The sequence below is a fragment of the Paenibacillus sp. PL2-23 genome, assembly GCF_040834005.1.
Taxonomy (GTDB): domain Bacteria; phylum Bacillota; class Bacilli; order Paenibacillales; family Paenibacillaceae; genus Pristimantibacillus.
The window spans coordinates 4,708,486-4,732,190 of sequence record NZ_CP162129.1 but is presented as its reverse complement, the minus strand read 5'-3'; the positions used below and the strand labels follow the sequence as shown (position 1 = coordinate 4,732,190).

The window sequence follows — 23,705 nt, the reverse complement described above, 5'->3', positions numbered from 1 at the left end:
TCTCGCTACTTGATGACGCCGCAAGCGATGCGGGCGCCGGATTTGCCGGATGGGTCGGTGGCGTAGTCATCGGGCTTCTCATGAATGATTAACGACGTTCCGCCTTCCTTTAGCAGGTAATTCGGTTTGCCAGGCTGCAAGGATACAGCTTCGCTGGCCAGCTTGGCGTTCACTGTACCGTCCTGCTTCACCTGAATATTGGGGAGATCGCCGCTGTGAAAGCCTTGCGGATTTTTGAAGCCGTGCTGTTTGTTATGGGGATTGAAATGCCCGCCAGCGGAGTTGAAGTCCGGGGCCTCGCATTTGCCTTCCGTGTGAATGTGGATGCCGTGCGCACCGGGCTTAAGCCCTTTGGCTTCTACATGCAAAATGACTTTATCGTTGCGCTGCAGAAGCGTAGCGTTGCCGATTGGCTCGCCCTTGCTATTGATAAGCGGGACGTTCAGCTGCCCCGACTTCGCCTCCTCTTCCGCCATGGCAGGCTGAAAGGCAAGTGAAGATGCCAGCAGAATTGCAGTAGAGAGTGTAACCCATGTTTTCATAGCTTCCTCCTGAATGGTAGTGGACTTCCTATAGCATGTTCATAATAATGGAAATTATTCTGAGTATTTTCTCATACCTTACCTGTTTCATCCTCATTAGGCTGGTTTAAGAGAGGATAGGAAATACACAAACATACACATATTCAGGAGGAATCATACGATGAAAAAATCAACCAAAAAACATGCGATGACGAAATTACTGCTTACAGCTACTTTGTGTACGGCTCTGATGTTCGGCGCTGCGGCCTGCAACAACGAGAATGGAAACGACGTGTCAGTGAACGTCAACAATGACGATGACGCAGTTGTTGAGACGGACGCTCCAGTCGTAACCGAGCCGGTTATGCCTGAAACGACAGAAGGTACAAAAACGGAATAATATAGACGGTGTGATGCAGAAAGCCTCCCCTCCACAATTGGAGAGGGAGGCTTTTGCTGCGTTAGTGAGAAGAACTGGGCGCAAACAAAGAAGGCCGCCCCCAAGCTCAGCTCGGGGGCGGCCTCATTCCGTCGTTGCCTAGAACATCGGGAACACGTATTTGACCAGGAAGTACAGCGCACCGAAGAAGATCAGGAGGTAGGCTGCATATTTGATCAAAGTAGATAGCACTTGACTGGAATCGGATTTTTTCTGAACGTGACGTTCTTCAATTTCTACATTCTGATGAGGTGTATTGCCGTTCATAACGATCATCTCCTTTTTGTAATAGAAGGTTTAATGCTGTATACCCCGGAAAAGCCGAAATGAATCTTTTGGCGGAATGTGTTTCAACGGTTAGGCATTAGGTTAAGAATGAGCAAGCCGGTAAGATGCTACGGCATACAGGAAGTAAGATTGAAAGGTGGTGAATCTCATGCTGGGATGGGCCCTGATGTTCTTCCTTCTCGCCATCGTGGCAGGCGTATTCGGATTTATGGGAATTGCCTCCGCAATGGCGGGGATAGCCAAGGTGCTGTTCGTAGTTTTTATCATCCTGTTCTTGGCTTCCCTTATTCTGGGAAGAAGGAAAGTTTAGCTACACTAGCTTAATAGAAATGGACAATGCTTAATCAGGTTATTAGACAAAAAGATATTTAGGAGGGATTACGATGAGAAACACGGAAATGACCAAGGTGCGTACGGCTATGACAAGCCAAGAGGTGCAAAATCATGTCAATGAATTCCGCAGCGAAGGATATGCGGAGGACCACATTTTCGTCCTGACGCATGACAAGACAAGGACAAAGCGTCTGGCGGAGCGAACGGACGCCGAAGAGATTGGTGTCGGGGATCAAGGGCTTGGCACAACGATCGCCAACTGGTTCCGATCCACAGGCGACGAGCTGAGAGCCAAGATGCGCTCACTCGGCGTAGCTGAGAACGAAGCGGAGCGGCTGGAGGCCGAGATGGACCGCGATGTGATCGTCGTAATTGCTTGGGGCGGCCGGGAATATGGGGATGATGACTTCGACCGCGACATTTATTACTACCCATACGTACCATACGCGATGCACAACGACCCCCCTTACAAATAAATAGGTTGAATTAGCCTGCCCGCAAGGGTAGGCTATTGTTATATACATGTTTTTTCAAATCTATACTGGACTTATATGTCAACGCGAAACGTATACTGCCCTGCCACTGGACGGAGCAGGCGTTTACGCTTGATCATTCTAGCAATTTGTCATAGGAGGACCCTCGCTTGAGTATTATAATCGTAGACGATAACGCGACGAACCAGATGATTATAAGAACGATCCTGCGCAAGGAAGGCTACAACGACATTCGGATCGCGTCGTCCGCTATGGAGCTGTATGACATGCTTCATATCGATTCCTCCGCCTATATGGAAGAGCAGGTAGATTTGATCCTGCTTGATATGATGATGCCGGAGATCGACGGACTGGAGGCGTGCAGGCGTATCGTGTCGGATAATCGTTATCGGGATGTGCCCATTGTATTCGTCACGGCAGTCGGCGATTCGATGAAGCTTGCGGAAGCGCTGGATGCAGGTGCTACCGATTATGTGATGAAGCCGATCAATAAGCTGGAGATGCTTGCCCGCATCCGCTCCGCGCTTCGCTTGAAGCATGAGAAGGACTGGCATAGGGAACGCGACAAGCGAATTCGCTACGAGCTGGAGCTGGCCAAGCAGGTGCAGAGAAGCGTGCTCAGTCCGCCTATCCGGAATGACCGCATCTGTATGGAAGCGGAATATCGGCCATCCTCCGAGCTGGCTGGCGACTATTACGCCTGGTTCCCAATTGACAGGAGCAGGTATGGCGTCATTCTGCTGGATATGATGGGTCATGGCATCTCGTCATCGCTCGTCTGCATGTTTATTTCATCGGTGCTCAAGGATATGGTCCTGCGCATTACAGATCCAGAGGAAGTGATGCAGGAGCTTAACAATCGGATGGGACAGCTGTATCGTCCGACGGAGCTGGTTAACTTTTATTTTACAGCTATATTTGTGCTTATCGACACCGAGAATCGTACGTTGCAATACGCCAATGCCGGCCATCCTGCGGGTATAGCCGTCACGGACTCCAGCTTGACGCCGCTTGAGACAAGCGGTCCGGCGGTCGGTCTCTTTGATTCCATTCACGTACGCCAGAAAACGTTGTCCTATGAGCCCGGCATGACGATTGTGCTGTATACGGACGGCTTGCTGGATGCGATAGATGTGGAAGCGGACGAGGCGTCGCTGGAGCGGATAGCGGAAGGCGTAAGAGGCTTGCCGGATTCTACGCCGGGGGAGCTTGTGGATCATATCATCCAGTCATCCGGCGAAGCGAGCAAGCAGCGGGACGATATTTGTATGGTGCGTATCCAATTGAATTGATGTTTCAAAAATCGCATATTGGTTTATACCAGTCATAAGGACCTTGAAAGCCGATCACGAGCAGGAGGGTGTTCATTATGAAGTTAGTATTACTAATCGCTATGCTCATAGGTGGAGCTATAGGAGGCAACGGAGAAACGGCCGGCGGCGGGACGACAGAAGTCCAGACCGAAGGCTTGCAGCAAGTGCAGCCGTTGATTGTCTCCGAATCTCCGCCGGTCGCGGCCGCAGTGCACGTCCTGGAAGGCGTAACTGCGGAAGCGAGCGTATCTGTCCGGACGGCTGATCTCAGCCGGGACGAGCAGGCGGAATCCGATGCTCCGGAGACTTCATATGAACAGGCTCTCCTGCTGCAGAGTGTTGGCGGAATCTCGCTCTACGATACACCAAGCATGGTTGTTGATAAGCTGGGCCAGCCTGAAGAGATTACGCAGGACGAAATCCTGGCTGAACTCCAGTTATACCGCTATGCTTCCTTGACGGTAGCGTTCTACGGGGAGTATGTTCAATATGTAGACGTGCCTTTGCAGGCTAGCCTTATCATCGACGGCAACCAAATTCCGATGACGGAAGCAGGGTTAACCGCTTATTTGGGGGAGCCGGCTTACATCGCGGAGGATGGCATCGTATTCCAGAGCGGTGAAGCTCTGCTGAAGCTATACCTTGACAGCGAGACGAAGCAGCCTGTATATGCAAGCTATTATCATATTGCAACTGTGTAGGCAAGAAAGTACTAATGGAAGAGAGTGAGTGAACGGAATGATGATGGAACCTTTTCGTATCGAGCAACTAGAGTCGGAGAAGAGCTTCGAGCTGAAGCTGTTTGGAGAGTTGGATCTGTCGGTGGTCCCTCAGGTTCAAGGAGCACTGGAGCATGTGCTCAGGCGCGAGGATTTAGACCTTGTCCTCGATTTGGGAGGACTCACTTATATCGATAGCACGGGTATTGGTATTATTGTTTCTATTCTGAAAACCAGAGATAGTCTAAATGCGCCGTTCTATGTCCGGAATATTCCGCCTGCTGTCAAACGCCTCTTCAATATGACGGGTCTTACCGGGCATCTCAAAGAAGGGACAGAAGCCGGAGCATGAGGAAGGTCCACTTGCAGATACCGGCCGATGCCGGGTATATCGATGTCGTTAGAATTTGTCTGACAGGTATAGCCGCAAAGCAAGGGTTTGCTTATGAGGAGATAGAGGATATGAAGGTCGCCGTATCGGAGGCGTGCAGCAATGCAGTGCTTCATGGAAGCGGGGAGTCGAACGCTGAGCCTGTCGACGTGACCTTCGAGCCTCTTGATACGGGTCTGACCGTTCGTGTAGTCAATTACGGCATGTCATTTGACCATACGTCGGCCAGACAGGAAGCGTCGCCTATACAGGGCGGCAGCACTAGCGATCTGCGCGTTGGCGGACTTGGCATCTATCTGATGGAGGCGCTGATGGATGTTGTTCGCATGTCATCGGACCAAGGGAAAACGGAAGTGGTATTGACCAAATATCGTCATGCGTGAAGAAGGAGGCCTATCCGCTCATTGAGCGAAGGGCCTCCTTCTTCTATTGATTATGTGGTTATGGTCTTTCCACAGGCTTCGCTTTGCGGAAGATCCGCTCCTCCGGCATATATTCCCGGAAATTAGCTTTGAGCGGGGAGAGGAGCGACTCCTTGCTTCCCAGTGCAAGAAAGCCGTCACTCGATAAGCTGTCGCATAAGACACTGTGCACTCTGGCCTGAAGATTGGTATCGAAATAAATAAGCACGTTCCGGCATAGGATGACATGAAATTCATTGAAGGAGCCATCCGTAGCCAAATTATGCTGCGCAAACATCATATGCCGCTTCATATCGGCATGGAAGTAGGCGTGGGAATGATCCGTTGTATAATAAGCGGAAAATTCCTGTGTTCCCCCAGCTTGCAGATAGTTTCTTGTGTACGACTGCATTCGCTTGAGCGGGAATTTGCCCTCCTTAGCCTGAGCGATCGCCTCTGGACTCATGTCGGTCGCGTAGAGTGTGGCGCGCTCCAGCAAGCCTTCCTCCTGGAGCAGAATGGCCATAGAGTAGACCTCTTCCCCTGTAGCGCAGCCCGCGTGCCAGATGCGTAACTCCTTCAGCTTGCGCAGCTCTGGCACGACGTTCTCCCGGAACGCCAGGAAGAATGTTGGATCACGGAACATCTCTGTCACCTTGATCGAAAAATCCTCAAGAAGCTTCTCTATATACCCTTCCTCGTGCAGGAGCTTCTCTTGCAGCGCTGATATGGTGCGGAGCTTGTCCTGCCCCATACGGTTCCGAATACGTCTTCTCAGGGAAGAACGCAAATATTTGCGAAAGTCATAGCCCCTCACTCTGTAGATGGCTTCCAACAGCAGATCAATCTCAAGCTCTTCAATCGCGTTAGTCTGCTCCGGTTCATCCAGCCACTCGCCGTTCTCGCTGATATTGCTGAACGCGGGCAGGGCCTGATCCTCGTTCCAATCGCTGTGACTCATACCTGTCCCACCTGCTTCGTCAGCCAGACTCGCATAAGCGAGAACAGCTGCTCCATCTGAATAGGCTTGCTGATATAATCCGACGCCCCGGCGGCCAGGCAGCTCTCCTGATCGCTCTTCATGGCTTTAGCCGTCAAGGCAATAATTGGCGTATTCTTCATGAGCGGATGCAAACGCAGTGCGCGCGTGGTCTCGAAGCCGTCCATGATCGGCATCATAATGTCCATGAGCACCAGATCGAAATCGCTATCCGAGGCGACGATATCCAGACATTCTTGTCCATTGTTGGCGACGGTGACCTCCAGGCCTTGAGACTCCAGCGCACGCACGAGCGCGAAGACGTTGCGCGCGTCATCCTCTACAAGAAGAACCTTCTTGCCCTGCATTAACGCTTCTTCATCGATACGCTTCTTCTGCTCTTGCTGCTTCTTCTGCGACGGTTCGGCATCTTCGCCAGCTGCAGGAGAGGCATCTTTCTGGTTGCTGCTTGCAGGCGGAGCTAGCTCTATAACTTCAGGCGCTTCAGCCGAAGCAGCCGCGGCTTCAATCTCAGCTTGGCGCAGAGCCGATTGCGTCTCCTGCAGGCGCACAGGCACGTACAGGGTGAAGGTGCTGCCTTTGTGCAGCTCGCTGTCAAGCGCGATGAAGCCGCCTAGCAGCTGAGCGAACTCGCTGCAGATGGAGAGGCCGAGACCAGTGCCCCCGTAGACGCGGTTTGTATTGCCGTCCACCTGCTGGAACGCTTCAAATATAAGGCCTTGCTTGTCCTTCGGAATGCCGATGCCGGTATCGATGACCGAGAAGGCCAGCATATCGTCTGTGGAAGCGTCAGGCATGCGCGAGCTGACAATGGCCGGATCGGCCCGGTGCAGCTTAAGCGTGACGGAGCCGCTTTCGGTAAATTTGAAGGCGTTGGACAGCAGGTTTTTCAGAATTTGCTGCAGCCGCTGGCCGTCAGTCTGCATGATCGGCGGCAGATCCTTCTGCAGCTCGATTCGGAAGTCAAGGCCTTTCTTCTCTGCGACAGGATCGAAGACAAGCTTCAGCAGCTCCGGCACCTCAGCTACACTCACTTCATCCATGATCAGCTTGATTTTTCCGGCTTCAATCTTGGACAAGTCCAGAATGTCATCGATCAGGTCGAGCAGATCTGTGCCGGAGGAATGAATGACTTTGGCATAACCAGCCTCTTCCTGCGACAAGGATTTGTTCTCATTCTCGTACAGCATCTGGGACAAGATGAGGATGCTGTTAAGCGGCGTCCGCAGCTCGTGCGACATATTCGCCAGGAAGTTCGTCTTGTACTGGGCGCTCTGCTTCAGCTTCTCGGCGTAGTCCTCGAGCTCTGCCTTGGCCTGCTCCAGTTCCTTGGTCTTCTGCTCGGCGTAGAGATTCTGCTCCTCCAGATGCTCTGTTGTCATACGCATCTCTTCCTGCTGCATCTGCAGCTCCTCCGACTGGGCTTGCAGCTCCTCAGTCTGCGCCTGCAGCTCCTCGGTCAACGCCTGCGATTCCGCGAGCAGGCGCTCTACCTCCATCCGTCCTGCCGTATTGTCGATTGTAACGCCGAAGTGCTCCTCGATGGCCTCCAGCATCTTCAGATGATGAGCTGTGAAGGGCTCCGTCGAAGCAAATTCCATCACGGCAATAACCTTCTGTTCAAATTCAATAGGGACAATGAGCACGCTGCGCGGCTTCAGCTCCAGCGTTCCGCTTGTGATGCTGCTGTCATAGTCCTTGGGCTGATTCAGCAGGAACGGGCGCTTGTCCAGCGCGCATTGCCCTACCAGACCTTCACCGATGGCGAAGCTGGTTCTGGAGCGGTCGTCTCCGTAAGCGGCATAAGCGGACAGCTTCTCCAGAGTCTGCTTCTCGCCCGTCCCTCTCCGGTAGTACAGGACACCGTAAGAAGCTCCGATAATTGGCGCGACCTGGCTCAGGAAGGAAGAAGCAAGGTCTTGCAGGCTGCTGAAGCCTTGGTTCATGGTGGCCACATTGGCGACGTTCCGCTGAATCCAGGACTGGGACTCCAGGCTGCCCAGCAGCTCGTTGGTCGACTCCGCGAGCTCTCGTACTTCATCCCGGGTGCCCACGTGTATCCGTTTGGTCAGGTCGCCCTTGGAATTGGATATTTCCTTAATGGTAGAAGATACCTGTGTAATTGTTTTGACGATAGAGCCAGATACGTACGATACAATGAAAAAGGAAATCACAGCGACCGCGACAAGCATGCTGACCAGCATCGTAAGGAGCCAGTCATTTCGCTCATCCAGGTCCGCTATATGCATTTTGTTCGTTTCCAGATGCTTCAGCCGCAAGCCCTCCAGCAGCTCGCGCAGCATCTCAACGTCCTCCTTGCCGGGATCCTCCTCGAAGAAATCGATAATAGCCTGGGTCTGGTTCTCTCGCTTCATTTGGATGGTAGGTTCCCCTGCCGTATCAATCCAATGCTGAATCGTGGCTTTGATGCTTTCCAGATCCGTTCTTTTATTCGGATCCTCGGACAGATAGTTGTAAAGCTGGCGATAGTTGTCCTCCCACTCCACCTTGCCGCGGGTATAGGGATCCAGGTACGTCTCGCTCCCTGTCAGCAGGAAGCCCCGCTGGCTTGTCTCCATACTGACAACGTTATATCGAATGGACGTAATGAGATTGTTAATCTCCAAATCCCTGGTCGTCATCGTCTCGATCTCGTTCTGCAGCACGCCGATCCGTTCTGATACCATCACGATTGCGGCGCCCAGACAGCATAGGATCAAGATGTAGCCGATGGCGATTTTGTACTTGATGCTGAATTTACGCGATGAAGCAGACATCGTAGCCTCCTTAGCTCCTGAGTAGATTGGTTATAGTCCCGCACATATAAATCTAGTATACCATGCCGTGCGGCGACATTCCCATTTTAATGTGAAAATGTGGTGAAACGTTCCAGCATACGGACTGTTTCAAGAAGGGTAGACCCGGGTAATACGAGTCAAGAGGATTCAAACGAAAATCAAATAAAAGGGATATGAGAGGAGATCGAGATTATGAATGTACTCATCGGAATTTGTGTAGCTATCATTACCATTGTTGCTGTCGGACTATATTTCAAGGTATCCAAGATGCTGCGCCAGGCGGGCACGGCTATGGAGGAGGCAAAGCGCACCATTGGCGAGCTTCGTCTGGAGCTTCAGCAGGTAAGCCGCGACGCGCGCGAGGTCGTGCAGAACACGAACGAAATTACGCTGGACGCCCACAGAAAGATGAAGGAGCTCGATGCGCTGTTCGGCAGCGTCAAGGAGATCGGGATTGCCGCCCAGGCTTTGACCATGTCAGTGAAGGAAGCGGCGATTGGTGCCGCGGTGAAGGTGAAGCAAGGAGGCAAAGCGGCACGCGACGCAAGCAGCGGGAAGGTAGGCGCCATCGCCGATGCCATCGCATCCACTATTCGCGTAATGACTCGCTTGAGGCAAAATTAAGGTATACTTGATAGGAAAGAGAGAGGATATGGATGATGAACATAGCCCCCGTGAAATTGTCGATACCGGCCAAGGCCGAATACTTGGATATGGTGAGAGCCGTTTTGTTCGCTGTTGCGGGCAAAGCGGGCTTTTCTTATGAAGAAATTGAGGATATGAAGGTTGCGGTCACCGAGGCGTGCTCGAATGCTGTGCTTCATGCCTATGATGCAACGGAAGCTGGCGATATCCATCTCTCGTTCCTGCAGGGTGAAGGCACACTGCAGATTACGGTGAAGGACAATGGACGCAACTATAATAGAATTGGGATTGAGTCTAGCAGGCCGACGCTGCATGGCTTGGCGATTGCGGACGCGGTTGTCGGCGGTCTTGGCATCTTTATGATGCAAGCCCTGATGGATGAGGTGCAGGTCAATTCGGACAATGGCACGGAGGTTGTACTCATTAAGCGCTTGAGCAGAAACGAGGAGATGGTATGATCGGGAAGTCCTCGGAGCTAACCCCCAAGCAAGTGGAGGAGTTCATGCGGCGTTATCGAGCCGAGGAGTGCAACGACAGCGCAACCGCTCTGCTCATGCATTACGAGGCGATCGTTCGGATGGCTGCCGGCAAGCTGTCTAGAAGCCGACCTGATCTATATGAGGATTTGTATCAGGTCGGCCAGATGTCCATGCTTCGGTTGTTCAGGCAATTCGATCCTGACAAGGGTATTCCGTTTGAAGGCTATGCGATGAAAAGCATCATTGGCCATCTCAAAAATTTTTTACGCGATAAATCATGGTACATACAGGTTCCTAGGCGGATAAAAGAAAAAGGGCTGCTCGTGCAGAAAACAATCGACGAGCTGACTGCGCAGTACGGCCGTTCCCCGAAGATTGAGGAGATCGCCGAGAGGCTGGAGCTGTCCGTCGAGGAGACGATCGAGGTGCTGACGTCCAGGGAGTCATATCAATATGTGTCGCTGGATACACCTCTCTCTGCAGAGGGCGAAGGGGCGGCGACAATCGGCGATATGATTGCCGCAGAGCCCGATGGTGTGGAGTCGCTGGAGAGCCGGATGGACTTGCGCGAGGCTTTCAGCCAGCTGAAGGAGCAGGAGCAGGTTGTCCTGGAGCTGGCTTATTCGCAAGGCCTGCCGCAGCGTGACATTGCGGAGCGGCTGGGCATCTCCCAGATGAGCGTATCCCGCATTCAGCGAAGAGCGATCGAACGGCTGAGAACGCTGCTTGACGACGCAGACGGAGATGGGTAGGAGGAAGATTGGTTGGCCCGATGTATTTAGAAAAGCCCGCACAGCGGGCTTTTTTTGTATTTTCGCGCCGGTTTGAATACCACGACGCTAACGGACAAAAAATGCACTTAGAGCTCAAATTTGACGCTTTCCAGCATGTAACGGTCACATTTGGCGCTTAGCCCTCCTAAACGCACCGACTTTACCTCCATTGTCGTTCTAATATTCGAAAATGACCGTTACAGCGTTGGCTGGCCGATCAGACTTGTTTAATGGTTTTTAACGACCGTAACAAGCCCGGTTGAGACGATGGCGAAGGCGGTGGTCAAGGATGCCGTCAGGCGGTTTTCTTTCTATTCGGGGCAGAAGAGTGCTGCGGGTGTGGGACTTGAACGAAATTTTGTTATTCCGCATGTATCGTAGGGGTCAATGGACACGTTGCTCTCCATGCGACTCCTTTACATGTACGTTCTGCAACCAGTGTGGCTTGGAAGCAGAACTTTGAGAAAATGAGCTGTACGTTCCGCATATAGAGGATAGGTTAACTAGCCTAACTGGCAATGAAAAAGAAGCGCCATGAGGCGCTTCTTCGGTCGTGAGATCCCTTATTGAGCGGGATCAGTCACTTTGCCTTTGTTGCGAAGCTCGGAGTCGGTCGGCATCTCATCCATTTCCTTGCCGAGCTTCTTCATATCGTTTTCCGTTGGTGCCATTGAGTTCATGTTGGACTTGACGGCTTGGATTGTGTCGGCCGCTTCCTCCTGAACCTTGCTGGTGGCTTCCTTCGTCTGCTCGCTGACATTTTCGGCCAGATCCTTGGCGTGTGTGCTGACAGTTGTCGCCAGATCCTTCGCGTGCGTACCAATCGTATTCGCTACCTCCTTGGCGCGGTTTCCGATGGTTTGCAGCTGGCCACATAGGTCGGAACGGAGCTGGCCGCCCGCCTTAGGTGCGAACAACAACGCGGTAATTGCGCCGACGGCGCCTCCTATAACGGCTCCCATAACTACTCCCGAGTTTGAGTTTTCTTTTGGCATGGCTCATCTCTCCTTTGTTCATCATTTGTCCAAGGGCTTATTGCCTCTTATAGATGTATTAAACCAATGGCTTCAGATTCAAACAGGAAATGCTTCGTTTATCATAGACATCGAGAATACCCCTGCATCTAAGCTACCTTACTCACGAAGTGAGAGTGTAGTTAGGGGATGAATCGGGAATTTTGCTCATGGATAGACACGAACATTTGTGCTATAATTGGAATGAGTTAACATTCATCTCTTTTGCAGCGAGGTGACGAATCAGACGATGCTCCAGCATAAAGCCTTCAAATTTCGGATCTATCCTAGTCATGTACAAATCATGCAACTGCGCAAAACGTTGGGTTGCTGCCGTTTTGTGTTCAACCACCTCCTAGCAAAATGGAGTCAGATCTATCAGGTTACAGGCAAAGGTTTGTCCTATAACGCCTGCGCATCTCAGCTTCCTGATATGAAGCGCGAGTGGTCTTGGTTGAAAGAAGTGGATAGCATTGCCCTGCAGTCAGCTGTGCGAAACTTGGCTGACGGATATCAGCGCCACTTCAACAAGCAGAACGATCTACCTCGCTTCAAGAGTCGCAAGCATCCCGTACAAAGCTATACGACGCGATATACGAACGGGAACATTGCCGTGAAGGGAAACCGTCTGCAACTTCCCAAGCTCGGCTGGGTACCCTATGCCAAGTCAAGAGAGATCGAAGGCCGGATCCTATCCGCTACCGTACGACTAGCCCCAAGCGGCAAATGGTTTGTATCGTTGGTATGCGAGGTTGACATCCAGCCTCTTCCTTTAACGGACAGCATACTTGGCATTGACGTGGGTATCAAGTATCTTGCCGTGCCTTCGGAAGGTCCTGCAATGGATAATCCAAGATATACATTGCGATATGAACGACTGCTCACGAAATGGCAGCGCATCCTTGCAAGAAGGAAACAAGGCGGAAGTAACTGGTCTAAAGCGAAAAGAAAAGTCGCCCTCATCCATGAAAGGATTCGAAATAGCCGATTAGACGCGATGCATAAGCAGACTACGAAATGGATCCGTGAAAACCAAACGATCTGTCTCGAGGACTTACGTATTGCAAACATGATGAAACAACGACACCTCGCCAAACACATAGCAGATGCATCCTGGGGCGAAATGAGCCGTCAACTGCATTACAAAGCCAAGTGGTATGGGCGAACGATCAAGGAAACACCAGTATTTGCGCCAACGAGCCAAACCTGTCACGTCTGTGGGTACAAGCAAGCAGAAGTGAGGGATTTGAGCGTGCGGGGATGGACATGTGTATCTTGCCAAACGCCACATGACCGAGATTGGAATGCGGCACAAAACATAAAGGCCATGGCCCAGTAACGAACAAAATAGGAACTGTGGGAACCACAGGGATCGCTTGGTGTACGATATTTCAAAAAAATATCGCTACGACTTTGCTCCGTGAGGAGCAGCAACCCAAGAATCCTCCACCTCTTAGGTGGCGGGAGTGTTCAATAGGGATTATTAGGTTGAACCCAACTCCATCACGGCATCGTATAAGAGAATGTTCAAGCTTGGGAGTCGAAGGAGGAGTCCGCATGGCAGCGCCAGAATGGAGATTGGCGGAGGCGGCAATAAGCCGTATGAAAGTAGAGGGCAATGACCGCAATGAGGAGGTTAGTCTAACGGGATATGCCGAGGGCCTTCATTGTGTGGGACTGGGAACGGACGCTGCTGTGTTTATCTATGAAGAGGTGCCGGACGTTGCCTATAAAATATATACGGATCAAGCGCTCCATAAGAAGGAGCGCGAGCGAGAGGTGTACAAGCGGCTGGAGGGTATTCCGTATTTCCCAGCCTTCTACGGGGAGGGGCGCAATTATTTGGCTATCGGCTACGAGCCGGGACCCACGCTGCTGGATTGCTTAATTCAAGGCATTCCCGTGCCTCCTCAAGTTATTGCAGATGTAGAGGATGCCCGGCAGCTTGTCAGAGCACGAGGATTGAATCCTCGTGATATTCATTTGAAGAATGTTGTGGTGCAGGACGGCAGGGGCAAGGTGCTGGACGTCTCTGAGTATGTGCTGGAGGGCGATGATCATCGTTGGGACCACTTGCTGTGGGCGTATCAATTGTTTTATCCAAGTATTGAGGGTAAACAAATACCGCTATGGCTGCTGGACTTCGTCAAAAACGGATACAGAAGGCTGGACGAAGCCAATCTGAATCTAGAGGAATACGGTCAGAGGGTTAGCGCCCTGTTCTCGAGGTTTATGAAATAAGGGTGAAGAAGTATAACGAACAACCATCCTGTTCGCTTCACGCGAAGCGAGAGGATGGTTGTTTGCTGCTGCATGAAGGAGTCGCTGGGTTAACCGCATGTTCCGGTGGGCAACGGGTCAAGGTACTTGGCGCGCACGCTCTCTCTCCACTGAAGGTTGCCATGCTCCATTGATTTGATCAATAGCTCCGCTGTTGCAATATTGGTTGCAACGGGAATGCATTGCACATCGCAAAGACGAAGCAGGGCGGTAATATCCGGGTCGTGAGGCTGCGCAACAAGTGGATCGCGCAGGAAAATAACAAGATCAATGGCGTCAGTCGCTACCATGGAGCCGATCTGTTGATCGCCGCCAAGCGGACCTGATTTGAGACGATTGACTTCAACCTTGGCTTCCAGAATAATTCGGTTGCCTGTTGTACCGGTAGCATAGACCCTATGCTTGTCGAAGATGTGCTTGTAGGCAATAACAAAGTTGACCAGTAGTTCTTTCTTGGCGTCATGAGCAATAAGAGCAATCGTGAGCAAGACAGCACCTCCAATATCATCTTCGTGTTATGAATAATAACATCATTCTACCGCGCGCTTTCCATAATATCAATCGTTTTGATCAAAATAACGAAAATTTTAATCATTTATGTTATCTAATATTACATAAATGAGGATTTAAAGCTCATTTGGCACGCTCTATTCTCTTGCTAAGTAATGAGATGAGGGAAAGAAGAACATAGCAAACAGCCGTCCTCTCCCTTCAGTAAGAAGCGAGAGGACGGCTGCTTGTTATGCCATATGATCGGAGTAACACGATTCGAACGTGCGACCTCACCCACCCCAAGGGTGCGCGCTACCAGGCTGCGCCATACCCCGACGGCGATAAATTGAAGCGGTTACTGTTTATTATAATAAGCGAGCTGGCGGTTGTAAAGAGAGTGTGGAGGCGTACTTCTCGTTTACAAGCCTGGATCAATGTGGTTACAATCAATTTAGTTATCCATTGTGCCAGGCGGTGAGAATATGGGCATGAAGATGAAGAGGGGATTAATGGGATGGCTGCTGGCGGTCTCCCTCACAATTGCGGGCGCATGCGGCTCAAGTGATGGCTCAGAGGGTAAGGCTGTGATTACCGTATCGGCAGCCGCCAGCCTGACGGGGGCGTTGAATGAGCTGAAGCCAGCGTTCGAGTCGGCAAATCCGGACGTGACGCTGTTGTTTAACTTTGGGTCCTCCGGCGCTCTGCAGCAGCAGATTGAGCAAGGGGCGCCAGTGGATTTGTATATATCAGCAGCTGCCAGCCATATGAATACGTTGATCGAAAAAGGACTTGTTCAGCAGGGGCAGACAGTGAGCTTGCTATCGAATGCGCTGGTGGTCGTGACGCCGAAGGATGGGAGAGAGCAGTTGGAAGGGCTGGAGGAGCTGCTTCTGAGCCAAGTGTCTAAGGTTGCCATTGGCATTCCCGACAGTGTGCCAGCGGGGGCGTACGCCAAAGAGGCTTTGACCCAGGCGGGCCTGTGGGATAAGCTTCAGGGGAAGACGGTACAAGCCAAGGATGTGAAGCAAGTGCTGCAATACGTAGAGACGGGCAACGTGGATGCCGGCTTCGTATACAAGACAGACGCCCTTGCCTCTGGCGGCGCGGCCATCGCCTTTGAGGTGGACCCCTCCAGCTATTCGCCTATACAGTATCCGGCGGGTATTGTGAGGGATAGTGATGATTTCGAAGAAACGAGGAAGCTGTATGAATTTCTACAGAGTGATGAAGCGATGGGTGTGTTCCGCCAATACGGCTTCAGTGAGTCCAAGTAGGGCGAGGCTATGACCTGGGAGGCGTTCTGGCCGCCGGTGCTGCTGTCGCTCCAGGTGGCTCTGCTTGCTAGTCCCATTGCGGCCGTATCCGGCGTCGCGGCGGCCAGGTGGATGTCAAGGCGCAGCTTCCGAGGGAGTACGCTGCTCGAGACGGCATTAATGCTGCCGCTGGTGCTGCCGCCTACTGTGGTCGGGTTTCTGCTGCTTGTGGCTCTGGGCAGAAGGAGCTGGCTGGGGCAGCTGGCGGAGTGGGTATTCTCGGCGCCAGTGCTGTTCTCGCCATGGGCGGCCGTTATCGCATCGGTTGTTGTGGCGTTCCCTCTTGTCTATCAGACAATGAAGGTGGCGTTCGACGGTGTGGACCGGGAATTGGAGGAGTCGGCGCGTTCCGCTGGCGCCAGCGAGTGGGCCGTATTTCGATATATTGCTCTGCCCCTGGTCCTGCGCGCGGTCATGACGGCCTATATTCTGGGCTTCGCTCGCAGCTTGGGCGAATTCGGCGCGACGCTGATGATTGCGGGGAACATTCCCGGCCGCACGCAGACCATTCCTACTGCGATCTATGTTGCGGTAGACGCTGGCAGCATGGATATGGCCTGGGCTTGGACCATTGGTATGGTCGTCATATCGTTTGTGCTGCTGCTGGCAACGGGAGGCCTGCGAAGGCGGAAGCATTGATAATGACTTCAAGGAGGATGGAGATGCGGACCAGAAGCATGGTAATAGTAATAGCTGTAGTTGTGGCAATATTGGCGGCTGGTATGGGTGCACTGCTGCTTCTGAAAGAGACTGGCCTATGGAATATGATGAAGCCCTTCACAGTAACTGTAAAGAACGAAAGTAATGGGAATATTGTCATTGTCGAAGCGGGAACGGTTCGAGGACAATCCAAGCATACATTGGACCATACGCTTGAGAGCGGCAAAACGTTCAAGTTTACACCTGATCTGGACATTCTAGGGGAAGATGGTGTGTACATGACACATACAAACGCAGAGGGAGCTACGGTACAAACCAGCGTCTGCGGGTATACGGAATATTTGTCGGGAAGCGCGAAAGTCACGATAAATGACGATGTAGAAGTGGAGCAGGACTGTCACTAACAGGTGGCTGTATATGTCAATTCGCTTATATGCAAATTCGTTGCTTAGAAAGCATGTTACCAAAGGAGGAGTCGCATGCTCGTCTACATTCTGCTGGGCATCATCATAGTGCTGCTGCTGCGTATTAACTATAAGCTGAATCGGCTGCCGAGGCGTGATCCCGTTCAAGAAGCGGTGGACCGGTATAGGGAGGAGATTCGCAGCCAAGAGGAGAACAATAGATTATAGCTCAATGAGCAGATAGATATCAGAGGAGGGGCAGCTATGAGTAATGTCAAAATTCATTTCGACCGTTATCCCGGCGGCTTGAGCAAAGCGGTGGTCTTGAGCTTCGACGATGGCAGGGAGCAGGATCGAAGATTGGTTGAGGCGTTCAACCGTTATGGACTCAAGGGAACGTTTCATTTGAATTCAGGGAAATTAGGCCAAGAGCGCTTCATCACCCGAGAAGAAACTGCGGATTTGTTCCGCGGCCATGAAATATCCGCGCATACCGTTACGCATCCGTTCCTGGATCAATCCCCGCCAGATCAGGTTGCGGAGGAAATTCTGTCCGACCGCAGAGAGCTGGAAGCGATTGCGGGCTACCCTGTACGCGGCATGAGCTATCCGTATGGCACGTACAACGACCGTATCGTTCAGGCGCTGCCAGCGCTGGGCATCGAGTATGCCCGGACCGTTCAGAGCCATGGAGGCTTCCATATGCCGGAGGATCCGCTTCGATGGCATCCAACCTGCCACCACAAGGATATGATAGCGAAGGCGGAGCAATTGCTTGCGTCCAAGCGGCGCTTTGGTCGGATGGAGCTGCTCTTCATCTGGGGCCATAGCTTCGAGTTCGACAACGACGACAATTGGGATTTGGTAGACAAGCTGGGAGAGCTGCTGGGGGGCGAGGAATCCGTCTGGAAAGCGTCTATGACGGACATTGTGCGGTACCAAAACGCAATTCAGGCGCTCCGCTTCTCGGTGAATCGGGGAATCGTATATAATCCGAGCGCCATGGACGTGTGGTTCAGCGCGGATGGCGAAATCGTCAAGCTCGGTGCAGGCGAGACCAAATATCTGAAGTAATGCTAAGACGGAGCCGCCCGATGCGGCTCCGTCTTGTCTCATGCGCGCGAAACGCAGGCTGCCCCGCCCTAGGACGGCGCAGCCATTTGCGGTTGCTATTCGTAAATCCTCAGCTCTTCCGCCATTCGCACAATCGTGTCCTCGTCAATCGGTCCGCTGATCTTTACAAGCATGTCATCCCGCATGTATTCCAGCATGGACCAGCCGTCCTTCTCCAGGTAGAGGAAAGCCTCGAATCCATGAATGGTGATGGGCTTCATTATGATGTCTTCCGAGCCGCCTCCTGATGAATAAGCGGCGCCTTGCGGCAGCTTCATCACTACCACGTGTAAAACCATCCCGTCGCTGCGGGCATAGCCATAGTGAATATGGGTATATTTCCCTTCGCCCGGCACAACCTGGGACAACTGGATGTTATGCAGCGAGAATGCCTCAGGGACATACCGAATAGACGGGGCCGGGAACGCCAGATCGTGTATTTCCGAAGGCTTCGTTACGGTGATGGACGTTCCTTGCTGGCTTGTCTCGTCTACATAACCGGGAGGCGGCAAGGTTTTGGGCAGGTTCTGGGACACGAAGTCGGTCTGCTGCGGTGCCGAGCGGAAAACCATTTGCTGCACACCCTCGATAACCACTTGATAAGCCTGGAATACAGGCTTGAATGCCTCAGTAGCAACAGGCGTGCCGAATATATAAGCGCCCAGCAGGAAGGAGGCGGCGACGTAAGGCAGCGTGCGCAGCTGTCTTCTTATTCTGTATCGTCTGTCGATCCGCTTCTTCACCCGCAGCCAGGACTCGCTGGCATCGGGCACGAATTCGTGATCCTTGACTTTTTCTTGGAATGCGCGGTCGAACCGTTCGTCGAACTCCTCCTTATTCAATCTTCTCCCCCCATCTCCTCCGGAACATCTTCTTCATGGCTTCCCTGGCCCGGAACAGCTTGTATTTCACTCGTTCTTCCGTGGTCTCGAGCTCCGCGGCGATTTCACGGTAGCTGAGCTCCTTCTTCCATCTGAGCTCGATCAATGCGCGGTATTCCGGACGAAGCTCGTTCAAGCATTGGGTAATCGTTTCCTTCATCAGCGTAAGCTCAACCTCCTGCTCCAGCGAAGCTGCTTCCGTTGAGAAATGAACGCTCTCACTCATATAGACACTGTCCGCGTCGATGTCGTTGCGGCTTTTTTTCGTTTTTCGAAAATAATTATAAACCATATTCTTTACGACGACCTTCATCCAGCTTCTAAGCTGGGCCTCGTTGTCCGCCCGCGGCGCGCTTCCAATAATTTTGATAAAAGAGTTCTGGATAATATCTTCCGTCGCAGCATGTTCCTTCACCATATAAATAATAGGGGAATAAGCGAATTGGTAGAATTCCTGATAGATCTCTTTCTGCAAATGCGGCGCGAGAGCGCTGTAGCTGGCGCTGGACAAGAGGATGAGCTTGCTATCCATCATGCGGCCCCCTTGTGCATCTCGTTGAATCTATTTTCCAAATATTCTCTTCTCACATTATACCTGAAGATCTAGCATTTGTATGGTAAATTTGTTTGACAATTGGAAGGCGAATGCATCAGGCGGAAATAGATAAGGCAAGGATATGATATAATGGCACCAACGTTTGATAGATCGGAAGGGATTGCATGATGGGAAAGCTGGACTTATATCTGGAGCGCAAACGGGAGGAGCTGGGCGTCAGGCTGAACGAGGTGCAGAAGCAGGCGGTAGGCCACGCGCGAGGTCCTCTCCTGCTGCTGGCCTCTCCGGGATCGGGCAAAACAACAACGATCATTATGCGCATCGGCTATCTGATCGAGGAGCTGGGCGTTGAGCCTGAGCGCATCAAAGCTGTCACGTTCAGCCGGGCTTCGGCGCGGGATATGAAGGAGCGTTTCGCCAAGTGGTTCCCGCAGCTGGCGCCAGTCGATTTCTCGACGATTCACAGCCTGGCATTCGAGGCGGTCCGCAGCCATCTGTGGAGGAGCGGCCAGGCTTACGAGATCATTGAAGGAGCGGTGGATACGGCGGAGCAGGAGGGTGAAGCCGGACCGGGCAAAGGAGAGCAGGGGCTCCCTCTTCATAAGAAGATTATTTTGCGCGGCTTGTACAAGGAGGTTGTAGGCGAGAATGCAACGGATGACATAATGGAGGAGCTGACGACGTATATCAGCTTTGTCAAAAACAAGCTGCTCCAACCCCATGAGTGGGAGAGCGTGAAGTCTGATGTTCCTCAAGCCGCCCAGCTGTTAGCCGCCTACGAGCAATTCAAGCGGAATGGAACGGACAAGCTGCTGCTCGACTTTGACGACATGCTGACGTTGTGCAACGAGCTGCTGGAGAAGGACGAGGCGCTGCTGCGCAAGTATCAGAGGCGTTACGATTATATCCTGACGGATGAAAGCCAGGATACGTCGCTCGTGCAGCATGCCATTATTGAGAAGCTCGCGAGGGGCCATCGCAATCTGTGTGTCGTGGCGGACGACGATCAGTCCATCTACAGCTGGAGGGGAGCGGAGCCAAGCTACCTGCTTCAGTTCAAGGACGTGTATCCGGAGGCGGTCACGCTGTTCATGGAGCAGAACTACCGTTCCTCCAAGGAGATTGTGACGGCGGCGAATCTGTTCATCAAGCGGAACCTGGGCCGCTATCCCAAGGAGATGTTTACAGAAAACGCAGCTCATGAGCCCATCGTGTTCAAACGTCTGACGGATTACCGCAAGCAGGCGAAGCTCGTTGTGCGAGAAGCCTCCAAGGCCGACAGGCTGTCCGAGGTCGCTGTGTTGTACCGGAATAATTCGTCGTCTATCACGCTGATGAACGAATTCGACCGGGCTGGCATTCCATTCTATATGAAGGATGCGGACAACCGTTTTTTCTCGCATTGGATCATCGAGGACGTGCTTAATTTCATGCGGATGACCTATACGGACAAGCGGGTCGACATTCTCGAGAGCATTCATATGAAAATGGCGGGCTACATCAGCAAGCATCAAATTGCGGTGCTGAAGTCGATTGACAACGGCGAATCGGTGTTTGATAATTTACGCCAATTTGTCCAGCTCCAGGACTATCAGGTGAAGCTGCTGAAGGAGGCGCAGGAGACGTTCCAAGAGATGGGCGGCATGCCGCCGCGTCAGGCGATCCGCGTCATCCGGACACGTCTCGGCTACGAGAAGGCGCTGGACAAAATGTGCGAGCGGCTGGGCTTCCGCAAGGATTATTTGATCGGCATACTGAATACGCTTGAGGATATTGCGGAGGGGCTGGAGACGATGGCCGACTTCGCAGCCCGGCTGAAATATCTGGAGAAGGTGCTGAATAGCGCAAAGCTGCGCAAGGGGCAGGACGCGGTTACCTTCTCTACCTTTCACAGCTCCAAGGGACTGGAGTTCGATCAGGTGTATATGGTGGATCTTATCGAAGGCGTTATTCCAGCAAAGGAAGAGGACAAGCGGGCGGCGGACGGCTCCATGCCTCTCATGGAGGAGGCCGTGCGGCTGTTCTACGTCGGCATGACGCGGGCGAGGAAGAGGCTGACGCTGATTACCTATGGTCAGCGGGACGGCGAGAAGACGGAGGAGTCGACGTTCATGACGGCGGTGCGGGATATCGCGGAGCCGGAGTGGCGGGGAGCTCAGGCTGCAGGAGCCGGGGCTTCGGAGGCAGGCGGGTTTAAGCTGCAGTTCGGGACGGAGCGGAGGGGCTCGGGCGGGGGCGGAAGCGAGAGCGGCGCGCGGCGCTTTCGCTCCAGCAGCGCGAGCAGCGTAGCCAGCGCGGCCGCGGGCTCGGCGAAGCGGGAGCTCAACCCGCATGCGGTGCGGAAGCGGGAGGCGCTGGAGGAGGGCCAGGCCGTGCGGCACAAGGTATTTGGCCCCGGCGTCATTGAAGCGTTAGACGGAGAGCGGATCACGATCCGCTTCGGCCCGGAGAACGCCAAGTCCCTGTCGGTGGCTATGTGCCTCGATATGGGGCTGCTGGAGCTGATGTAGAGCTCCTGGGCGGGATATGGCTGCCGTTTTTTTGCCGGAGAGCTTGTTATGTTTTTTACCGCAAGCGTGCTACCATAGAGGAATAGATGGAAGGCCAAGAACATCGAAGGAGAATGCGGTTATGACTACACCCTTACACCCACAGCTCGATCAAGCGTATATGCTCCGCCAGCTGAACGAGCTTCTGAACATTCCGAGTCCCAGCGGATTCTGCATGGCGATTATGGAGCACCTCGGCCGGGAGGTCGAACGTCTAGGTTGTCAAATGGAGCAAACGCCCAAAGGTACGGGCATTATAACGATACCGGGGCAGCAGCCAGGCAAGGTTATCGGCATCTCCGCTCATGTCGATACGCTAGGGGCGATGGTACGCTCCATCAAATCCTCCGGCATGCTGCGGTTTACTTCCATAGGCGGCTATGCCATGGAGACGGTGGAGGGGGAGTATTGCCTTATCCACACACGAGACGGCCGCAAGTACGAGGGGACAGTATTGACGACCAAGCCGTCCGTACACGTATACCCTGACGCAAAGAGCATGAAGCGGGATGAGGAGAACATGGAGATTCGGATCGACGAATCGGTGGCGTCGAAGGAGGATACGGAGAAGCTGGGGATCGGCGTCGGCGACTTTATCTCCTGGGACCCCCGCGTCCGTATGCTGCCGAACGGCTGGATCAAGTCCCGGCATCTGGACGACAAGGCAAGCGTAGCGGCGCTGCTCGGTTTGCTGGAGTGGCTGAAGCGAGAAGGAAAGACGCCGCTGCATACGCTGAAGCTGGTCATCTCCACGTACGAAGAGGTTGGACACGGAGCGTCCTATATTCCCCCTGATATTTCCGAGTTTATCGCTGTAGATATGGGGGCGCTGGGCGATGATCTGTCGGGCTCCGAACGGCAGGTATCCATCTGCGCCAAGGATTCGTCCGGCCCATATGATTACGGGATGACGACGAAGCTGATCGAGCTGGCGAAGCGCGAGGGACTGCCTTATGCGGTGGATATCTATCCGCAGTACGGCTCGGACGCGACGGCCGCGCTCAGAGGCGGAAGCAATATCCGCGCGGCGCTTGTTGGGCCCGGCGTACACGCGTCCCACGGCATGGAGCGTACGCACGCGGACGCGATCACAGGCACGGCGGCGCTGCTGCTGGCTTATGTGATGGAGGACTAGACCGGCACAACAATCCCCTCATTCCCACTTTATTGTTGGGAATGAGGGGATTGTTGTGCTTGCTTGCGCCTGACGGGCGGAAGCATTTGCTCGGTTTTGAACGATTTATCGTTCAAAAAGACTGCGCCTTACGAGAACGCTACGCCTCTTTAAGCTTGGCCAAATATTGCTCCAGCAAGTCGAATGTATCCGCGAAGCCTTGCTTCAGGCTCTCGCGCATCGCTTCGAAGACTCGCAGCTCGGCTTTTTTGGCATCCTCCGGCAGACCGTTCAAGGTGATCCTCGTGCGTCCATCCTCCTGCTCCTCGAAGGTGACGGTATTCATAATCTGGAGCGGCCAGTCCTTGCTGAAGAATGCCCGGACAGTTCGTCCCGACTCGTCGGCGAATGAGTTCGCGTAGACAAGCCTCTCCGGCGCTTCAATCTCCTTGTACATGAACTTGCCCCACATGACATGGCCTTCCGGCGATTGCTGCTTGTAGTGGATGAAGCCGCCTGGCTTCAGCTCCTGGCCTATGATAGTCATCTCGTAGCCTCGCGGTCCCCACCAATTTCGCATATGCTCGTCTTGGGTGAAGATATCGAACAGTTCTTGCTGCGGCGCGTCGAATACGCGCGAGATATGTAGGCTTCGCTTGCCGGATGGAGTTGGACCGGCGGAAGCGGCGGTTTTTTTCTTTTTTAGAAACATGGTCTGGTCATCCTCCTAAGTTGA

28 protein-coding genes and 1 tRNA gene are annotated in these 23,705 nt (G+C 53.0%); 19 read left to right on the top strand and 10 right to left on the bottom strand.

The annotated features are described in order from the left end of the window. Positions 1-5 precede the first annotated feature (5 nt). Positions 6-542, bottom strand: coding sequence for a superoxide dismutase family protein (locus AB1S56_RS21065; RefSeq protein ID WP_340870501.1), 537 nt, complete (start codon positions 540-542; stop codon positions 6-8). Between the two features lie 160 nt (positions 543-702). Between AB1S56_RS21065 and AB1S56_RS21060 the strand changes: the two genes are divergently transcribed. Continuing rightward, entirely contained in the window at positions 703-921 is a 219-nt protein-coding gene (locus AB1S56_RS21060) for a hypothetical protein (RefSeq protein WP_340870502.1), read from the top strand. A gap of 138 nt (positions 922-1,059) precedes the next feature. Here AB1S56_RS21060 and AB1S56_RS21055 read toward each other — a convergent pair whose 3' ends face one another. Beyond that, the gene (locus AB1S56_RS21055; protein WP_340870503.1) at positions 1,060-1,227 is read right to left on the bottom strand and encodes a hypothetical protein; all 168 of its coding nucleotides are present in this window, start codon (positions 1,225-1,227) and stop codon (positions 1,060-1,062) included. A gap of 169 nt (positions 1,228-1,396) precedes the next feature. Here AB1S56_RS21055 and AB1S56_RS21050 point away from each other — a divergent pair, with 169 nt between their 5' ends. The 6 genes from AB1S56_RS21050 (at position 1,397) to AB1S56_RS21025 (ending at position 4,881) form a co-directional block, all read left to right on the top strand. Further along, positions 1,397-1,558 carry a DUF1328 domain-containing protein gene (locus AB1S56_RS21050; protein ID WP_340870504.1) on the top strand — a complete coding sequence of 54 codons (162 nt, stop codon included), beginning with the start codon at positions 1,397-1,399 and terminating at the stop codon, positions 1,556-1,558. 73 nt (positions 1,559-1,631) lie between these two features. Beyond that, the gene (locus tag AB1S56_RS21045) at positions 1,632-2,057 is read left to right on the top strand and encodes a general stress protein (RefSeq protein ID WP_340870505.1); all 426 of its coding nucleotides are present in this window, start codon (positions 1,632-1,634) and stop codon (positions 2,055-2,057) included. 167 nt (positions 2,058-2,224) lie between these two features. After that, a complete protein-coding gene (locus tag AB1S56_RS21040) occupies positions 2,225-3,367 on the top strand; it encodes a fused response regulator/phosphatase (RefSeq protein ID WP_340870506.1) in 1,143 nt (380 codons plus the stop codon). A 77-nt stretch (positions 3,368-3,444) separates the two neighbouring features. Next, positions 3,445-4,089: a hypothetical protein gene (locus AB1S56_RS21035; RefSeq protein WP_340870507.1), complete on the top strand. Its 645-nt coding sequence runs from the start codon at positions 3,445-3,447 to the stop codon at positions 4,087-4,089. A 37-nt stretch (positions 4,090-4,126) separates the two neighbouring features. Beyond that, positions 4,127-4,459 carry an STAS domain-containing protein gene (locus AB1S56_RS21030; protein WP_340870517.1) on the top strand — a complete coding sequence of 111 codons (333 nt, stop codon included), beginning with the start codon at positions 4,127-4,129 and terminating at the stop codon, positions 4,457-4,459. A gap of 11 nt (positions 4,460-4,470) precedes the next feature. Continuing rightward, positions 4,471-4,881, top strand: coding sequence for an ATP-binding protein (locus AB1S56_RS21025; RefSeq protein WP_340870508.1), 411 nt, complete (start codon positions 4,471-4,473; stop codon positions 4,879-4,881). Positions 4,882-4,939: 58 nt separating this feature from the next. Here the strand turns inward: AB1S56_RS21025 and AB1S56_RS21020 are convergent, their stop codons facing one another. Next, complete coding sequence (locus AB1S56_RS21020) at positions 4,940-5,860, bottom strand: protein-glutamate O-methyltransferase CheR (RefSeq protein WP_340870509.1); 921 nt, start codon at positions 5,858-5,860, stop codon at positions 4,940-4,942. Beyond that, on the bottom strand, positions 5,857-8,676 hold the full coding sequence (locus AB1S56_RS21015) for a response regulator (protein ID WP_340870510.1): 2,820 nt from the start codon (positions 8,674-8,676) through the stop codon (positions 5,857-5,859). Before AB1S56_RS21015 ends, AB1S56_RS21020 begins: the two co-directional genes overlap by 4 nt. A 213-nt stretch (positions 8,677-8,889) precedes the next feature. Here AB1S56_RS21015 and AB1S56_RS21010 point away from each other — a divergent pair, with 213 nt between their 5' ends. Genes AB1S56_RS21010 through AB1S56_RS21000 form a run of 3 tightly spaced genes read left to right on the top strand, consistent with a single transcriptional unit; the run spans position 8,890 to position 10,573 of the window. Continuing rightward, positions 8,890-9,321, top strand: coding sequence for a DUF948 domain-containing protein (locus AB1S56_RS21010; RefSeq protein WP_340870511.1), 432 nt, complete (start codon positions 8,890-8,892; stop codon positions 9,319-9,321). Positions 9,322-9,356: 35 nt separating this feature from the next. Beyond that, complete coding sequence (locus AB1S56_RS21005) at positions 9,357-9,800, top strand: ATP-binding protein (RefSeq protein ID WP_340870518.1); 444 nt, start codon at positions 9,357-9,359, stop codon at positions 9,798-9,800. Beyond that, a complete protein-coding gene (locus tag AB1S56_RS21000; RefSeq protein ID WP_340870512.1) occupies positions 9,797-10,573 on the top strand; it encodes a sigma-70 family RNA polymerase sigma factor in 777 nt (258 codons plus the stop codon). The genes AB1S56_RS21005 and AB1S56_RS21000 overlap by 4 nt, the downstream gene beginning before the upstream one ends. 584 nt (positions 10,574-11,157) lie before the next feature. Here the strand turns inward: AB1S56_RS21000 and AB1S56_RS20995 are convergent. Then, a complete protein-coding gene (locus tag AB1S56_RS20995) occupies positions 11,158-11,589 on the bottom strand; it encodes a YtxH domain-containing protein (protein ID WP_340870513.1) in 432 nt (143 codons plus the stop codon). A gap of 268 nt (positions 11,590-11,857) precedes the next feature. On the opposite strand from AB1S56_RS20995, the gene tnpB reads away from it, so the two are divergent. Continuing rightward, complete coding sequence (gene tnpB, locus AB1S56_RS20990) at positions 11,858-12,946, top strand: IS200/IS605 family element RNA-guided endonuclease TnpB (protein ID WP_367903384.1); 1,089 nt, start codon at positions 11,858-11,860, stop codon at positions 12,944-12,946. A 218-nt stretch (positions 12,947-13,164) separates the two neighbouring features. Next, positions 13,165-13,848, top strand: a complete 684-nt coding sequence (locus AB1S56_RS20985; protein WP_340873419.1) for a serine/threonine protein kinase — start codon at positions 13,165-13,167, stop codon at positions 13,846-13,848. An 89-nt stretch (positions 13,849-13,937) separates the two neighbouring features. On the opposite strand, the gene AB1S56_RS20980 is transcribed toward AB1S56_RS20985, so the two are convergent. Continuing rightward, a complete protein-coding gene (locus tag AB1S56_RS20980) occupies positions 13,938-14,375 on the bottom strand; it encodes a methylglyoxal synthase (RefSeq protein ID WP_340873418.1) in 438 nt (145 codons plus the stop codon). A 265-nt stretch (positions 14,376-14,640) separates the two neighbouring features. Beyond that, positions 14,641-14,714 (bottom strand) — tRNA-Pro (locus AB1S56_RS20975). 147 nt (positions 14,715-14,861) lie between these two features. Between AB1S56_RS20975 and modA the strand changes: the two genes are divergently transcribed. From modA to AB1S56_RS20950, 5 genes are all read left to right on the top strand, one after another. Further along, positions 14,862-15,653 carry a molybdate ABC transporter substrate-binding protein gene (modA, locus tag AB1S56_RS20970; protein WP_340873417.1) on the top strand — a complete coding sequence of 264 codons (792 nt, stop codon included), beginning with the start codon at positions 14,862-14,864 and terminating at the stop codon, positions 15,651-15,653. A 9-nt stretch (positions 15,654-15,662) separates the two neighbouring features. Further along, the gene (modB, locus tag AB1S56_RS20965; protein ID WP_340873415.1) at positions 15,663-16,331 is read left to right on the top strand and encodes a molybdate ABC transporter permease subunit; all 669 of its coding nucleotides are present in this window, start codon (positions 15,663-15,665) and stop codon (positions 16,329-16,331) included. Positions 16,332-16,354: 23 nt separating this feature from the next. After that, a complete protein-coding gene (locus AB1S56_RS20960) occupies positions 16,355-16,756 on the top strand; it encodes a hypothetical protein (RefSeq protein ID WP_340873413.1) in 402 nt (133 codons plus the stop codon). Between the two features lie 75 nt (positions 16,757-16,831). Beyond that, positions 16,832-16,984, top strand: a complete 153-nt coding sequence (locus AB1S56_RS20955) for a hypothetical protein (protein WP_340873412.1) — start codon at positions 16,832-16,834, stop codon at positions 16,982-16,984. Positions 16,985-17,020: 36 nt separating this feature from the next. Further along, positions 17,021-17,830, top strand: coding sequence for a polysaccharide deacetylase family protein (locus AB1S56_RS20950; RefSeq protein WP_340873410.1), 810 nt, complete (start codon positions 17,021-17,023; stop codon positions 17,828-17,830). A 95-nt stretch (positions 17,831-17,925) separates the two neighbouring features. On the opposite strand, the gene AB1S56_RS20945 is transcribed toward AB1S56_RS20950, so the two are convergent. Together AB1S56_RS20945 and AB1S56_RS20940 are read right to left on the bottom strand one after the other, a co-directional pair. After that, entirely contained in the window at positions 17,926-18,711 is a 786-nt protein-coding gene (locus AB1S56_RS20945) for a DUF4367 domain-containing protein (RefSeq protein ID WP_340873408.1), read from the bottom strand. After that, entirely contained in the window at positions 18,704-19,285 is a 582-nt protein-coding gene (locus AB1S56_RS20940; RefSeq protein WP_340873406.1) for a sigma-70 family RNA polymerase sigma factor, read from the bottom strand. Before AB1S56_RS20940 ends, AB1S56_RS20945 begins: the two co-directional genes overlap by 8 nt. 185 nt (positions 19,286-19,470) lie before the next feature. Here AB1S56_RS20940 and AB1S56_RS20935 point away from each other — a divergent pair, with 185 nt between their 5' ends. Further along, positions 19,471-21,816, top strand: a complete 2,346-nt coding sequence (locus tag AB1S56_RS20935; protein WP_340873405.1) for an ATP-dependent helicase — start codon at positions 19,471-19,473, stop codon at positions 21,814-21,816. Positions 21,817-21,937: 121 nt separating this feature from the next. Continuing rightward, complete coding sequence (locus AB1S56_RS20930) at positions 21,938-22,990, top strand: M42 family metallopeptidase (RefSeq protein WP_340873403.1); 1,053 nt, start codon at positions 21,938-21,940, stop codon at positions 22,988-22,990. 139 nt (positions 22,991-23,129) lie between these two features. Here AB1S56_RS20930 and AB1S56_RS20925 read toward each other — a convergent pair whose 3' ends face one another. Continuing rightward, the gene (locus AB1S56_RS20925) at positions 23,130-23,681 is read right to left on the bottom strand and encodes an SRPBCC domain-containing protein (protein ID WP_340873401.1); all 552 of its coding nucleotides are present in this window, start codon (positions 23,679-23,681) and stop codon (positions 23,130-23,132) included. Positions 23,682-23,705: the final 24 nt, after the last annotated feature.

What these genes read in the sequence shown, in the direction of transcription:
- AB1S56_RS21055 (WP_340870503.1), bottom strand. Translation starts at nt 1,227, where the DNA reads ATGAACGGCAATACACCTCATCAGAATGTAGAAATTGAAGAACGTCAC.
- AB1S56_RS20995 (WP_340870513.1), bottom strand. Translation starts at nt 11,589, where the DNA reads ATGCCAAAAGAAAACTCAAACTCGGGAGTAGTTATGGGAGCCGTTATA.
- tnpB (WP_367903384.1), top strand. Translation starts at nt 11,858, where the DNA reads ATGCTCCAGCATAAAGCCTTCAAATTTCGGATCTATCCTAGTCATGTA.
- AB1S56_RS20935 (WP_340873405.1), top strand. Translation starts at nt 19,471, where the DNA reads ATGATGGGAAAGCTGGACTTATATCTGGAGCGCAAACGGGAGGAGCTG.
- AB1S56_RS21010 (WP_340870511.1), top strand. Translation starts at nt 8,890, where the DNA reads ATGAATGTACTCATCGGAATTTGTGTAGCTATCATTACCATTGTTGCT.
- AB1S56_RS21030 (WP_340870517.1), top strand. Translation starts at nt 4,127, where the DNA reads ATGATGATGGAACCTTTTCGTATCGAGCAACTAGAGTCGGAGAAGAGC.
- modB (WP_340873415.1), top strand. Translation starts at nt 15,663, where the DNA reads ATGACCTGGGAGGCGTTCTGGCCGCCGGTGCTGCTGTCGCTCCAGGTG.
- AB1S56_RS20940 (WP_340873406.1), bottom strand. Translation starts at nt 19,285, where the DNA reads ATGATGGATAGCAAGCTCATCCTCTTGTCCAGCGCCAGCTACAGCGCT.
- AB1S56_RS20930 (WP_340873403.1), top strand. Translation starts at nt 21,938, where the DNA reads ATGACTACACCCTTACACCCACAGCTCGATCAAGCGTATATGCTCCGC.
- AB1S56_RS20955 (WP_340873412.1), top strand. Translation starts at nt 16,832, where the DNA reads ATGCTCGTCTACATTCTGCTGGGCATCATCATAGTGCTGCTGCTGCGT.
- AB1S56_RS21005 (WP_340870518.1), top strand. Translation starts at nt 9,357, where the DNA reads ATGAACATAGCCCCCGTGAAATTGTCGATACCGGCCAAGGCCGAATAC.
- AB1S56_RS20925 (WP_340873401.1), bottom strand. Translation starts at nt 23,681, where the DNA reads ATGTTTCTAAAAAAGAAAAAAACCGCCGCTTCCGCCGGTCCAACTCCA.
- AB1S56_RS20985 (WP_340873419.1), top strand. Translation starts at nt 13,165, where the DNA reads ATGGCAGCGCCAGAATGGAGATTGGCGGAGGCGGCAATAAGCCGTATG.
- AB1S56_RS21045 (WP_340870505.1), top strand. Translation starts at nt 1,632, where the DNA reads ATGAGAAACACGGAAATGACCAAGGTGCGTACGGCTATGACAAGCCAA.
- AB1S56_RS21050 (WP_340870504.1), top strand. Translation starts at nt 1,397, where the DNA reads ATGCTGGGATGGGCCCTGATGTTCTTCCTTCTCGCCATCGTGGCAGGC.
- AB1S56_RS21035 (WP_340870507.1), top strand. Translation starts at nt 3,445, where the DNA reads ATGAAGTTAGTATTACTAATCGCTATGCTCATAGGTGGAGCTATAGGA.
- AB1S56_RS21020 (WP_340870509.1), bottom strand. Translation starts at nt 5,860, where the DNA reads ATGAGTCACAGCGATTGGAACGAGGATCAGGCCCTGCCCGCGTTCAGC.
- AB1S56_RS21000 (WP_340870512.1), top strand. Translation starts at nt 9,797, where the DNA reads ATGATCGGGAAGTCCTCGGAGCTAACCCCCAAGCAAGTGGAGGAGTTC.
- AB1S56_RS21015 (WP_340870510.1), bottom strand. Translation starts at nt 8,676, where the DNA reads ATGTCTGCTTCATCGCGTAAATTCAGCATCAAGTACAAAATCGCCATC.
- AB1S56_RS21065 (WP_340870501.1), bottom strand. Translation starts at nt 542, where the DNA reads ATGAAAACATGGGTTACACTCTCTACTGCAATTCTGCTGGCATCTTCA.
- AB1S56_RS20950 (WP_340873410.1), top strand. Translation starts at nt 17,021, where the DNA reads ATGAGTAATGTCAAAATTCATTTCGACCGTTATCCCGGCGGCTTGAGC.
- AB1S56_RS20960 (WP_340873413.1), top strand. Translation starts at nt 16,355, where the DNA reads ATGCGGACCAGAAGCATGGTAATAGTAATAGCTGTAGTTGTGGCAATA.
- AB1S56_RS21060 (WP_340870502.1), top strand. Translation starts at nt 703, where the DNA reads ATGAAAAAATCAACCAAAAAACATGCGATGACGAAATTACTGCTTACA.
- modA (WP_340873417.1), top strand. Translation starts at nt 14,862, where the DNA reads ATGGGCATGAAGATGAAGAGGGGATTAATGGGATGGCTGCTGGCGGTC.